Origin of the sequence: Ekhidna algicida, assembly GCF_051379705.1 — a bacterium.
Taxonomy (GTDB): Bacteria; Bacteroidota; Bacteroidia; order Cytophagales; family Cyclobacteriaceae; genus Ekhidna.
The window spans coordinates 3,535,178-3,549,382 of record NZ_CP179868.1; the positions used below are offsets into that span (position 1 = coordinate 3,535,178).

Consider the following 14,205-nt stretch of genomic DNA (forward strand, 5'->3'; position numbering starts at 1 on the left):
AGCCGCCTTTCTTTATTTTTCTTCTTTTATAATCCTCCTGCAGCGGTGGTTTCTTCACTGTTTTCACCTTTGAGGTACTTGTCAAGAAACACCTTAATTTGGCCATAGCCTTCGATTGCATTTTCATTCTTTCGGAAGCCATGCCCTTCATCATCAAATATCACATACTCCACCGGCACACCATTGGCTTTTACACCAGCTACGATCTCATCAGATTCCACCTGAAGCACTCGCACATCATTCGCTCCCTGAAGAACCATTAATGGCTTAGTTACATTCTGCGTGTGGAAAAGAGGCGAGATATTATACAGACGCACTGAGTCTTCAGTGGTTGGATCTCCCAACTCATCATAAAGAGCTTTTCTAAAACTCTCCCAGTAAGGTGGAATTGACTTAAGTGTACGCAACCAATTGGTAACACCGAAAATATTTACTCCAACGTCAAAAGCTTCGGGTTCAAACGTTAGTGCTGCCATAGTCATATAGCCTCCGTATGATCCGCCGATGATTCCTACTTTGTCCATGTCAATAACTCCGGTGGAAGCGAAGAAATCTTTGCCAGCTACGCAATCTTTGAGGTCTTTATCTCCGTGATTTTTATCATCCAGGTGATTGAATTCTTTGCCATATCCACTACTTCCTCTATTGTTTACCGCCAGTATCGCATATCCGTGATTTACTAAATATTGAATGAGAGCGAAGTAGCCTAATCTTGATTGACCTCCGGGTCCACCATGAACCCAAACCAAACCGGGAACCTTATTATCAGCAGATGCTTGCTTTGGCTGATAATAGATGGCTGGTATTTCTAACCCGTCAAAAGATTCATATCTAACTACCGTGCCTTCTACTAGATGATTTGAGTCAATCTCAGGATTAAGCGTGTTTGTCTGTTTTTTCAGCTCCCCACTATCGAAATTATACGTATAGATGTTGCTTGGAGAAGCGGAAGTACTGACTGTCAGCCGAGCGAGGTTTTCGCTTTTGGAGATATTGACAGAGCTAATGCTTCCACCTTCGATCTCAGGTAGCTGCACCTCTTCACCTGTTTCCTGATTGAAAATCTTTACCTGTGTTTTTGCATCTTCATTGATTCCGATAACTCTATATTTTTCATTCCAGGAATCGTATGCATACCAAACATCCCAGTCTGTTTCAAATACTTTTTCAACTTCCCCTGACTCCAGATCTCTTTTAGCCAGGTATACAAAATCTGATCCTTCGTCAGTGTTGTAGTACAGGGTCTTGTTGTCAAGCCCAAAAAATTGCGGACTGTAAGTAGCATCACCTTCGTGTACAGATATATCTGTCTTTTCACCCGATTCGCGATCAAATAGATACATCTTACCGTCGGCGCTTGTAATCGTCTCCGTCAATGCATAAAAACGTTCATTGGGTGAAATTGCGCCCACATTTAGTCCGTCATTGTTTTGATAGATGATCTCGCTTATTGGTGTCTCTTCATCCATGGATGCGATTTGCATTTCGTAGATATCCATGAATCGAGGGTCACGCTTATTAGACATCAGATACATGCTCTGCTCGTCTCTACTCCATCCCCAAAACCCATTTCGAACACTATCTCCTGGTGTCAGGTCTTTAGCCTGGCCTTCCGTTGACATCATAAATACTTTGAAATTCTCGTTTCCGCCTTCGTCGAAAGAGTACACAAAGCGGTTATCATTCGGGAAGTATGACTGACCAAAGTAAGACTCTTGAGTTGAGTTTGTCATCTGCGTTTTTTCGCCCGTGGCAATGTCAATTTCATAGATATTGTAAATGCCCGATTCATTGCTGTTTATCATCAGCTTTGATTCGTCAGGTGAGAAGCTGCCACCTCCAACGTTAACATTCTCGTAGAATTGGTTGATGGTGTATTTGGGAATTTCCTGAGTTTCGGTCGACTGAGATGTGCAGCCGACTAGCGCGATTAACGCAAGCAGTTGAATTGTCTTTTTCATGATTTTTGGTTGGTTACGTGTTTTTGAAGTTAATCATAATTGGAGGGAAGTAAAAAGGCAACCCGTAAGGCTGCCTTTTTATCAATGGTATCCATTCGCTAAGATGTGGTTGCTTCTGTAACTTTCTTAGTGTTATCCTCTGGGTTTCTATCGATCAGTTTGTTCAATGGATCTACACCAGCTGAGGATGGTTTTTGATCTACTTCTATTTCAATCGAGTTTTCCTCTTGGGTAAACTTATGCTTCTTTAAATAGATGAGTTTTTCATCACCCTCATCATCGGTGGCATAAATTCCCACATCAATCCAATCATTGATTTCAACTTGTGCAGAAAGGCCAATGCTATCTGACTCCATTTTCTTGGTATTTAGCTCCAGACTTACTAGATATTTACCGTCAGATACTTCGGTATATGTCGATTCATCGACCTTGTTTTCATACAGAATGATCTTGTCAAAGAAGTCTGTGATAACGCCTTGTAAACTATCAGCTGTCACGTCTCTCAAATATCCAACCAAATCAATAGTGGTAGCATAGCGACCATTTCGCTCCCAAGAGCCAAATCCCCAATCAGCAATGAGCCTTTGTAGCGCGACGTTCACACTATCTTCTCCGATATAATCCTGTAGTGCATACATGATGTTGGCACCTTTTCCATAATGGATATATGCCTGATTTTCGGCCAATGCCAGTGGCATTTCCTTTTTCTGCTCAGTGGTTCTACCTCTCAGGTATCTATTGAGCTCTTCTTTTAAGAACTCCTTGATATGCTCTTGAGGGTATTCTTGCTTCATTACCATTAAAGCGGAATACTGAGAGAGTGTCTCTGAAAGAACAGCGCTTCCTTGCACATTGGCGGGAAAGAGCTGATGACCCCACCACTGGTGAGCAAGTTCATGCGCGGTAACAAAATAGGTCACATCTACATCGTCTTCTTCTTCCACTTTTACCATGAATCCGATCGCTTCTGAGAAAGGAACAGTATTGGCAAATGACTGTGCAAATGAAGCATATCTAGGAAACTCTAAAATTCGCATCTGTCTGTACTGATATGGGCTGAAGTTTTCAGAAAAATACTTGAATGAGTGCTTCATTCCTTTCATCATACTCTTCAGATTAAATTCATGACCCTGGTGATAATAGATCTCCAGGCTAATGTCTCGATCTGTAGAATCATTGAGTGCTATCGTCGTTTGATCCTTCTCTGTTTCATACCTCGCAGATACTATATTGAAGAAAGGCATCATTTCCTGATCCATCTTATAATGGAAATATCTTCTACCATTTTCTTTCCATTCTCTTTGTAAGTATCCTGGTGCTATAGCTATTTGATCTGCTACTGTACCAATGACAATTTCAAAGTCAATCCCATGCGAGTCATCACTGATGAAGTTTTGGCGCAACCCTATTGGATTGTCACGCTCCATCATCCGCTCTTTCGGTTCCAAATCATTGTCCTTCCGATCATCATCGCTCCCCAGTTCATTTCCAGCGCCGTATCCAAGGCTAGGGAAGCTGCTATTATTAAGGAATGTACCATTGAATACTATACTCGTATTGGAACCCGATTCTTTGAAGCCAGTGGTATTGTAAACAAACTTAAAATTCAGCTCGATAGAATCTCCCGGCTGAAGCGGCTCTTCTAGTTTATGCACATAGTATCTGTACTCGTCATAGCTTTCTATGATTGTCGAAGGCCGGCTAAATGTTGCAGTTTCATATGTCAAATCTTCATCTTGACCCAATTGCAAATGAATGCTGTCTATTGGCTGATCTTCATAATTTTTGAGCGTGTATTTGCCCTCCATACTATAATCCCTATCGTAAGGATAGAGCTCTGCTTTCACATTCATGCTGGTAATCTTCGGCTGCATAACAAACTCATACTTCTTAAGTGCTCGTTCGTAATCAGCCTGCAGTGCCTCTTGTTCATCAGAATTTCGGTAGGTATTCTCAACATTGGTATTGTAGAAGATATAGCAACCAGAAAGTATGAAAGTAAGGAACATGGTTATGATCAATGTGAGTATAGGTCTTGACAATCTCATCTTACCAATGTGCCATCTCCATTTCATTGCTGCTTCAGATCCTCTCACCGCAAATACAACCGCTACTCCAAAAAGGAAAATGCTAAATGCAAGCCAGTAAATATCGAACCAGGAGAAACTGGTAACAAAATGCCCATAGCCATTCATCTCTGAAAAGGTTCCTAAGCTCGCACTACCAAATTGGAAGAGGCTGTGTTCCAGACCTAATAGGTCCAGTACACCTGTAGCAATGAAAAATACGATTACCACCGCATGACCTAGGAACTTGTTATTAACCATGACCTGGACGAAAAACGCCAGTAAGGAGAATAAAATCACAAAGGAAAAAGTCTCTGTAAATAAGGTGTAGAAGTATACAGGCAGATCAAACTTGTAGTAACCTTTAAAGGCCTGGATGACCACACCTGAGGCAATCAATATCAGATTGAGTACCACGAAGACCAACTGTAGTCCGAGGAACTTGCTGACCAGACTAATAAAGTCAGGCATGGGTAAAGCATCCTGTATCAGATTGATCTTCACATCACGCTCTCGCCAAACCAATTCTCCGGAATAGAATACGAGAATAATGAGAAAGAAGAGACCGAAGGCACCTGTGATTAGTTCAAGCATCAAGTAAGTGGTAGGGTAGGTGTATGTACCAAAAACTCTTCCAATGTAGAATGAGTTTACGATCATGATAAAAAAGCCGAATATGACAATGGCTTTGAATGGGATGCTTCCTATAACAGACTTAAAATAGAACCAGGTCTGCTTTCTGAGCTGCAGCAAGTAGGTTTTCAATCCAAAACTAAAATTGACTGAAGGAAGCGTTACACCAGTTTTTGATGCGCTTTCTTCTTTAACCGCTTTCTTCTTGAACCATGATTTTCTCACCACATTGAAGCTGAAGGAGAAGTAACCAATTACAAACGCGATCAGTCCAACGCCCATCCACAATAGTCGGTTCCACATAACGACACCCGTAAATGGCACTACCATGCTATTTTGTTCAGCTACCGTCCAGTATTGAATTTTGTTCTGAATTGTTCTGATCGCAAATGGATCAATTAGGGCAGCAATTTCTCTATTATCTACCTCGCTTGTCACGATCAAAGCAATCTGATACACCGCGAAAAGCAATATCCACTGCGCGTAAACTGTCACCATTTTTCTAGAAAGGGCACCAGTGATGAAAAAGAGTGCACTTGAAAAGAACAGATTTGGGATTACGATCGTGAGGAAGGGATGCAGGTAGTTATAAAAATTGAATGGTAGCATCTTATCCTTATCCGGATTGAATACTTCACCCAACATAAAACCCAACATCATTCCTCCAAATACAAATAGAACGACGAGAAACGAGCCCAAAAACCGACCAATTAAATAATCAAATTTGGTAATAGGAGAGGTGAAGAGCATGGATTCTGTGTTGTGCTCAAAATCCCGCAAAACAGCTACTCCCATGATAGCGGAGGTTATCATCATCATGATACCCGACAAGATGGCCATCATGTTTGCGATAGTTGTTGGAGAGTTTTCTTTCACCAAACCAGAACCACCTCCAACTTGAATGATATCAGTACTCATGGTCAATATGGCCATGAGAAATAGAATCGCAAAGTAGACATATGTAGCTGGTCTTTTTTTGCGATACTGAAGTTCGAATTTTAATATTTTAAACCACATGATTGTATTCTTTTTAGTTGGAGATTATGCAGGTACTGCCTCTTTATTGGTAGAAGATAGAATGTGCGAGAAGTACACATCTTCCAGGTCTGCTTCAACACTTTCAAATGAGGAATCAGGGCTGCTATCAGATAGCACATGAATTTCAGGTTTACCCGCAATCAATCGGTCGGATATGACCGTGTATTCACTCTGGTATTTCTCTAATTCTGCTTTCTCTACCTTTTTCTTCCATACTTTTCCTTTGATGTCATCAAGTGCGTTTGATGGACTTCCCTGGAACAGCACGGTGCCCTGATTGATAATCGCCATGCTGGTGCAAAGCTCTTTCACATCATCCACAATGTGCGTGCTGAGAATAACGACAGTATTTTCTCCCAATTCACTAAGTAGGTTTAGAAAACGATTTCTTTCAGCAGGATCAAGACCGGCCGTTGGCTCATCTACGATGATGAGTTTTGGATTGGAAAGCAACGCTTGTGCAATACCAAATCGCTGTTTCATACCACCTGAGTAGCCACCCAGGTTCTTCTTTCTCGCTTGCCATAAGTTGGTTTTGTGTAGAAGCGTTTCAACAAGCTCTTTTCGTTCTTTTGAGTTTGTTACTCCTTTGAGTACAGCTAAATGATCCAAAAGTACCTCTGCGCTGATTTTGGGATAAACACCAAACTCCTGCGGTAAATACCCTAAGATCTTTCTCACTTCATCTTTTTCTCGTAAAACATCTAAATCACCGAGCATGATGCTACCGGTATCCGGCTCTTGCAGGGTAGCGATGGTTCGCATGAGACTTGATTTTCCGGCACCATTGGGTCCAAGCAAGCCAAACATGCCAGTAGGAATATCAAGCGAAACATCATTGAGTGCTTTTACTCCATTTGAATAAGTTTTTGAAAGATTTTTGATAAGTAAATTCATAGGATAAAGGTTTTTTAGTCTAAGTATAGGATGCAGTTAGGTATCTATAAGTATCAATTTATTTCTTCAAATTGATAATTGGAGGATAATTATGATAAGTGGCTTTAATGGATGGGGCAATAGTTGAATAGCATTCCAAATGAAAAGATGGGCTTTTCATCAAATCAGCTAAGCATGTGATCACTTCAATTTGATGGTGCTAATGTACTATGGTAGACTAAGCCCAGTTTCTTTTCTCAATGATATACAGTCTTATTTCATGGTCGCTATCAGGTAATTTCACATAGCCTTTATGAACGAATCCAAGCCTCTCAAGCACTCGACAGGAGCCCACATTTTCAGTGGTGGTTATTGCGCTTACTCGATCCAGTTCATAATGATTGAATGAAAGCTCTACCATTGCCTTAGCACCTTCAGTGGCATAACCTTTTCCTTCAAACTGCGGCAATAGTGCATATCCAATATCAATTCCATCGACTCCTTCCCGATCGTGGAGACTACATGTGCCAACCAACTCACCAGTTGCCTTTTCGATCATAACATGATTCACAAACCCTTTCTTTTTGAGGTCAGGATCCATACGCTCTTCCATGTATTTAAGAGCATCAGATCTAGAATAGACGCCTCGATCACCAATCATCTCATGCCACTTTGCATTGTCCATCAATTGATGAAGAAAGTCGGCATCATCAGGTTGGATAAGTCTAAGATGAAGTCGTTCGGTTTCCATGTGCAATCATAAAATTATCTCTAATTCAATTAAATCATCCTTTCGGGTGAGCTATAGATAGTAGTTCCAATCTAGTTTTGTAATGGTCAATCAAAACAAAAATGCGTAATGCAATACCTAAAGCTGGCTCTTTTTACTATCATTTCTCTCATACTGATTACCCTTTTAGTTGAGATGATAGAATTCTCACTTGTAGCACTTGTGAATGGTCAATCTTTCAGTGATCTTCCTCAGGAACAGGAGGCATACTTCTGTCTGAGAAATCAGCCTTCCATATTGATAGCAAAGCCAATTTATACCTTTATCATAGTACTTCTTGTTAGCTATTTGTGTTCTAAACTTCTTAAGCACTTAAAGAAATCATACTTCATCGCACTATCTATTGTTCAGAGCATAGGGATCATTTATGGAGCATTCTTATCCGAGTTTAAAAACAGCTTGCCGCTTTGGTATTGGATGGTTCTCTTATTAGTGATTTTAGCTGCATTTAGGGTTGCATACATCAAAAGAAGAAAGCAACCCCAAATACAATGATTTTTAACACATTTAATCCTCCAGAATCACAGCAGGTAAATCCAGTTTCTTATACAAATCATTGAACGCTTTCAGCTCAACCTCTATTAGTTGATTTCTACGTTCTGCGTACCGCGCCCACTCATCTTTCAAATCATTGAATCGATCTTTGGCACCAGTAGTCACTCGCGGGTCAGCTACATCTATGAAGCTTTTCAGACTCATCAATTGACTGTTGAGCTTGTTCTGGAAGTTGATCACATCCTGAAATGTTTCCTGCTTCGGTTGAATTAATTGGTTTTCCCATTTTTCGATCTTTGTAATCAGAGCTTTAGCTGTGTCCATAAGATCTTTGGCTTCCTCGTTTCCTTTCAAACGCTTCTTGTACGCACTAAGCTGAGCTTTTGCCGAACGCATGGAGTTTACACTTTCATGTATATTCTTGATCATGCCTTCAATATTTGTCAACATGTTTTGTTGTTCGTTCCATGCAGCTGCTGAGTATCCCTGTTCTGGAACAGAAAGGATGTTGACCACTTTGCTAAGCGTATCTTGCTCGGTCATCATGCGGATGGTATAAGTGCCCGGAGCAACTCTTGATCCACTATAATCTCCAAATGCGAATACGCCATCTACCGCAGGCAGAGTTTCTCGTTTGAAATCCCAGGTGAATCGGTTGATACCTTTTTTCGCTGGCAATAAGGCCGGCGATGGAGGACCTCCTTGCCATGTTTTGAAGCCTTCATCTTTCTGGTTGGAATAGGATCGAATAATGCTACCAACTGAAAGTATATCAATCTTTAAGGCCATGCTATCAGGAATTTCTTCAGGTAAGAAGTAATCAAAAGTGACACCTGTGGCTGGGTTTCTGCCTGCATCAAGAGGTGCGCTTCCTCCAAGGATTCGATATTGATCTGATTTCCCAAAAAGACCAACTGAGATGTCTGTTTTTCCTGCTGTTTGCTGAATAGCGCTAAGGTCATCCAGTATCCAAAAAGATCGACCTGCAGTAGCAGCAACTAAATCATTTTGACGAATCGTTAGATCATTGATTGGAACAATTGGAAGGTTTAGTTGGAGCTTTGACCAACTCATTCCATCATTATAAGAGACATATAATCCAGTCTCAGTTCCGCCATACAGCAAACCTCTTACTTCAGGATCTTCACGGATCACTCGAATAAATCCGTTTGAATCATCCAATCCACTGGTGATCTTGGTCCAAGATGCGCCATAATCATTGGTTTTGTAGGCTATTGGTGTTAAGTCATTGAACTTGTATCGCATCACAGTGATGTAAGCCGTGGCAGCATCATGCGGAGAAACTTCAATAGAATTAATGATTCCTTCTTGCAGTCCACCGGGAGTTACATTGGTCCAATTATCACCACCATTTCTGGTAAGGTGAACCAACCCATCGTCGGATCCAGCCCATAACACGCCTTCTTTATGTGGTGATTCTACCAAATACATAAGTGTATTATAGTTCTCACCACCGGCCGCTTCATTCGTATATGGTATTCCACCAGGGCCCTGTTTGGTTGTGTCATTCCTAGTTAAGTCAGGAGAGATTGTCTCCCAATTCTGGCCACCATCGGTTGTTTTAAATACCACATTTCCAGCATGGTAAATGGTATTAGGGTCATGTGGAGATGCGATTATTGGAGCATTCCAGTTGAATCTATATTTAAAGTCTTTCGGGATACCGCTAAGGCGTTCTTCCGGATACTGCATAATCGGCTTACCTTCATCTGTTGATTTCACCCATCGCTCAATAATACCCTGGTAGCAGCCGCCAAAGATTACTTCCGGATTTTCAGGGTCAAAGGCCAGGTAGGCACTTTCACAGCCAGCCACCGAATACCAGTCTTTCCATCCAATACCCCAGCTATTGGTTCTGCTTGGAATAGCAATTGCCGAGTTGTCTTGCTGACCACCATATACATTATAAGGCACCTGATTGTCTGTAATGACTCTGTAAAACTGTGCGGTAGCTTGATTTTGTTGTGTAGACCAGGATTGACCTCCGTTGAAGGAAACATTGCCACCACCATCATTGGAGTTGATCATGAGTTGGTTATTCGTTGGGTTGATCCATAAATGATGGTTGTCGCCGTGAGGTGTGGACATGTTTTGAAAGCTTCGTCCACCATCAATGGATTTCATGGCCGGGGCGTTCAGCACATACACTTTGTTTTCATCTTGCGGATCAGCAAACACTTCCATGTAGTACCACGATCGTGTGATCAGCACTCGACTACTGTTTACCTGGCTCCATTTTTTACCGGCATCATCGGAACGATACAATCCAGATTTCTTTCCTTCGGCTTCCACAATAGCAAAAACACGATTCGAGTTAGCACGAGATACAGAAATCCCTGATTTCCCAAATTCCTCAGGCAAGCCTTCTTCCATCTTTTCCCAGGTTTCGCCGGCATCTACTGATTTGTATAATCCTGAATTGGGACCACCTGAAGAAACCGTCCAGGGAAAACGCTGATGCTGCCACATGGAGGCATAAAGAATACGCGGATTGTTCATGTCCATTGATAGGGAAGAGGCACCCGTGTTGCTGGCTACATAGAGCACTTTATTCCAGGTACTCCCACCATCTGTTGATTTATAGATGCCGCGCTCCTGAGTGGGGCCATAAAGTGCACCTTGCACTGCTACGTATACTGTTTCCGGGTTTTTTGGATGAATGATCACATCGGATATGTGCATGGATTTGTCTAATCCTACATGTTTCCATGTTTTGCCAGCGTCCGTACTTTTATAAACACCATCTCCGCTTGAGGTCATAACGCCACGTACAGCATGTTCTCCCATGCCTACATAGATCACATTGGGATCGGATTCTGAAACGGCAATAGCACCAACAGTTCCGGTATTTAATTGACCATCAGAGGTGTTCTTCCAGTTAATGCCACCATCATTGGTTTTCCAGATACCACCACCAGTCGTGCCCATATAGTAGGTCATTGGGTCAGACACTACACCGGTAGAAGCTACACTTCGACCACCACGAGTCGGGCCAATATTCCGCCATTTTAAGCCTTCATATAGCGAAGCGTCAATATCAGGTGAGTCTGTTTGTTTGTTTCTTTTCTGAGCCGCAAGGGGAGCAGCACAGCAAAAGGCTAAAAGGATTATCAATAAATTCTTCATGGTTTCATAGGTTAGGTTTTTTATTTAAGAGATATGAGAAGTGTATAACTTCTTGCTCGTAAGTGGGTTTTGTTGATCGATAAAAATCGACTGCATGATCATCCGCCTTTTCTGCTGGCACATAGGTTTCCTCGAATCCATTCTCCTTACAGAAATGATTGATGTGTGATAGAAGCTTTTTACCAATGCCCTGTCTTTGATAATTGTTGGCTATTGCAAGATCATATATGTAGGCAAGTGGCCTACTGGTATAATATTGCTCCTGAACATAGATCGTGATTCCTCCAATCACTTTACGATCTGAAATGACGCAAAACACATAGAATGAATCATTCTGTAATACTTTTTCTAGGTGATTTGAATCTGGCATTGAGAAATCTTCCCTTTCAAAAACATCTACAAAAAGTTGTATGACCTCAATAAATAATTGGAGATCATCTTTTTCAAGCTTTTTGATGGCAATATTTTCAATAGCGAGGCTCATGCTAAAAGCCGGGTAAGATCATCACTGCGTTTTGCATCATTCGCGATGGGCCTAGCCAAAACATTCGATATTGCGTGTTGTCTATGAGATACACAATTTTTCCTTGTCCAAGGTTAGCGACTCCTGCAAATGCTTGTCCTGCAATGTGGTTCAGGTTTTCATCAGAGGCATACCCTGCAACCAAAAGCTTTGAAGAATCTTTATGATAGTATCCAACCGTTTGAAACTTGTCGGATGGCATCAAAACATCGTTTCCAAAACGCAAAGAGTATAGGTTTTTCTTTAGACCAAACGCTAGAGGATTTGTAGTGTCAATGATAGTGTTCATGGCTGAGCCCGGAACCCTTCGCTTACCAAAGTAATCTTCGCGATCCGCATACTTCAGATAGCTTCTTGCATCGCTGCTATCCTTAGGTAATTTCTTCATCTCAGCCTCGATGATTTTAGAATTTTCCTTCGTGAAAAAAACAGCCGCACTTTCGGTTGCTACAAGCGTTCCTCCATTTTGAATCCAGGCTTTGATTTCTTCCTGTTGCTGTTCGCCAAATAGTCCTTTGAGGCCGTTGCCTCCTCCTGGAAGTATGAGTACATCATAGTCTTTCAAGTCAGCGCCTCCAAAACGGAAACCTTGTTTCGGTAGTGAAGTTTGCTCCAAAGCTGTGGTCCTGATACGTTCGATGGGAAGTTCAGTAACCCAATCAAACAGGAAGTAGATTTGTCCGCCAGTGTACGAGCTAAACGGAGGATCAACCATCATAGCAATTCGCGGCTGCTTGATGGGACGATTACCGGAATTGGCTAGATCCATTCCTGTGACCATTCTTCCCGAATTAAAGCCAACTATTTTCACTCCGGCTTCTTTAGCAATGGACTGCATGTCTCCATCAATAGCCTCGGATTTTTCACGATTTCTTCCTTTTAAGACGATCAATGAGCCAGCAGTGAAACTCATATTTCCATCACTGAAAGGCTCTTCTGCGGCACGTACATTATATTTTTTTGCCCATAGTTTGGCCAGTGCTTTCGGAGCATCTCGTTGTGACCAGTCGATGACGTATGCATATCTGGCATTGGGATTGACTACTTCTCCAACTGGAGATAAATACTCACTAACCTCCGTCATGTCTGCGCTAAAGGATCCATCAGTTGACCATGCATCCAAATTGAAGGCTATAGGCGCAGACCAGGTTGCCATGTCGTACATTACTGAGTCTTCGATAGACATGTTACGCTCCATGATGCTATTGATAAATAGCGCTCTTGGTTGATTGGTCGGCACAATGAACGTACCTTTTGGGAGGGTCTTTCTATCAGAAATACCGGTCCTGTAATTCTTGGCGCTAGAAATCTGAAAGTTGTTATCTGCTTTGTAAACCTTTACTCCATTTCGTTTAAGCACATTTACAACTTCAATGGCATACATATCCTTATCTGAGAAAAAGTATGCTTTGGTGCTTGTTTTGCTATTAGAAGGCCTCCATGCATCATAGCTATACTTTAACAAAGCCTTTTTATTTTCAGCGGAGGCTTTGATCGTAGCAATAGAAGTCGTGTAATGATCAAAAACTCGCTGGCGGAGTGTGAGATGGTAGCCGTCATTGGTTTCTACGATTCTACCTCCTGCCGAATGACCACCTTGTTCGGTAAGCATTCCAATGGCTCCCATCACACTTGGCCAACTAGAGCCATATCCGGGATAGAAAAAGTCAAAGGCATCTCGAGTGAAATAGTTGATTTGATGTTTATCAAACTGTGCAACATTGGCATCACCGAATACTTTAGACCACTCTTCGTAAGAATCAGGTAGCAGCTTATTTCGAGGAGTTGTGCCTGGCATGGTAAAATAGTTGGAGTTATATCCTTGCTCATGGTAATCAACATGCACCTGCGGCATCCATTTTTGGTATTCACCGGTATGTCCGCGTGATTCCGGGTGAACACCCCAGATCCAGTCGCGATTGAGATCAAACCAGTAATGATTGGTCCGTCCGCCAGGCCAACCTTCATAGTGTTCCAGATCTCTTGGCTCCACACCTGGTCGTTTGATGCGTTTCATGGATTTGTACCAATACACATATCGATCTCTTCCGTCAGGATTGATGCAGATATACATGATGATAACAGAGTTTTTTAAAACGTCCATGGTTTCATCATCTGTTGCTGCAGCCATTCGGTAGGCAACTTGCATTGCTGCTTCCGAAGATGAGGCCTCATTTCCATGGATATTGTAAGAGAAGGAAGTAAATACTGGCTCATTGTCCATTATTGGTTGAGCTTCTGCGGATGCTGCATTCAGCAGCTTAAGGTGTGTCTTTTGAAGATTACCAATATTATTGATGTTTTCTTCTGATGAAATAACCAGATTGATCAAGGGTCGGTCTTCGTAGGTTTTACCGTACTCATTATAGATGACTCTGGGAGACTCTTCAGCTAGTTGCTTATAGTAGGCTACAATGTGCGCGTATCCGGTGAAACTTTCGCCTAACTCATATCCCAGGTAATCTTCAGGTGAAGTGATGGAGGAGTTGGTTGGTAAGTCTGGCTCAAAGGCAAATCGATTTTTATCTACAACTTGTGGCTGAGCAATAGCAATAGAAATAACTCCTGATAGCAGGAGTAGGGTCAAGGTTCTCTTCATGATCTTTTAGGTTAGAAAGATGATGAAGATACTAAGATCGAAACACTTACATTTTATGATCCCATGTGAGAAGTCTA

8 protein-coding genes are annotated in these 14,205 nt (G+C 41.8%); 1 reads left to right on the top strand and 7 read right to left on the bottom strand.

Translation table 11 applies throughout. The features are described 5' to 3' along the window. Positions 1-26 precede the first annotated feature (26 nt). From ACL8WY_RS15910 to ACL8WY_RS15925, 4 genes are all read right to left on the bottom strand, one after another. Positions 27-1,961, bottom strand: a complete 1,935-nt coding sequence (locus ACL8WY_RS15910; RefSeq protein WP_436515744.1) for a S9 family peptidase — start codon at positions 1,959-1,961, stop codon at positions 27-29. Between the two features lie 98 nt (positions 1,962-2,059). After that, positions 2,060-5,677 carry a M1 family aminopeptidase gene (locus ACL8WY_RS15915; RefSeq protein ID WP_436515745.1) on the bottom strand — a complete coding sequence of 1,206 codons (3,618 nt, stop codon included), beginning with the start codon at positions 5,675-5,677 and terminating at the stop codon, positions 2,060-2,062. A gap of 24 nt (positions 5,678-5,701) precedes the next feature. Then, complete coding sequence (locus tag ACL8WY_RS15920) at positions 5,702-6,595, bottom strand: ABC transporter ATP-binding protein (RefSeq protein ID WP_436515746.1); 894 nt, start codon at positions 6,593-6,595, stop codon at positions 5,702-5,704. 217 nt (positions 6,596-6,812) lie between these two features. Then, positions 6,813-7,325 (bottom strand): GNAT family N-acetyltransferase, encoded by a 513-nt coding sequence (locus tag ACL8WY_RS15925; RefSeq protein WP_436515747.1) that lies wholly within the window; start codon positions 7,323-7,325, stop codon positions 6,813-6,815. A gap of 108 nt (positions 7,326-7,433) precedes the next feature. On the opposite strand from ACL8WY_RS15925, the gene ACL8WY_RS15930 reads away from it, so the two are divergent. Continuing rightward, positions 7,434-7,859 (top strand): hypothetical protein, encoded by a 426-nt coding sequence (locus ACL8WY_RS15930; protein WP_436515748.1) that lies wholly within the window; start codon positions 7,434-7,436, stop codon positions 7,857-7,859. Positions 7,860-7,871: 12 nt separating this feature from the next. Here the strand turns inward: ACL8WY_RS15930 and ACL8WY_RS15935 are convergent, their stop codons facing one another. The 3 genes from ACL8WY_RS15935 to ACL8WY_RS15945 are packed head-to-tail and all read right to left on the bottom strand — an operon-like array spanning position 7,872 to position 14,128. Beyond that, positions 7,872-11,006 carry a VPS10 domain-containing protein gene (locus ACL8WY_RS15935; protein ID WP_436515749.1) on the bottom strand — a complete coding sequence of 1,045 codons (3,135 nt, stop codon included), beginning with the start codon at positions 11,004-11,006 and terminating at the stop codon, positions 7,872-7,874. Between the two features lie 4 nt (positions 11,007-11,010). Further along, complete coding sequence (locus tag ACL8WY_RS15940) at positions 11,011-11,490, bottom strand: GNAT family N-acetyltransferase (protein ID WP_436515750.1); 480 nt, start codon at positions 11,488-11,490, stop codon at positions 11,011-11,013. Position 11,491: 1 nt separating this feature from the next. Beyond that, on the bottom strand, positions 11,492-14,128 hold the full coding sequence (locus ACL8WY_RS15945) for a M14 family metallopeptidase (RefSeq protein ID WP_436515751.1): 2,637 nt from the start codon (positions 14,126-14,128) through the stop codon (positions 11,492-11,494). Positions 14,129-14,205 lie beyond the last annotated feature (77 nt).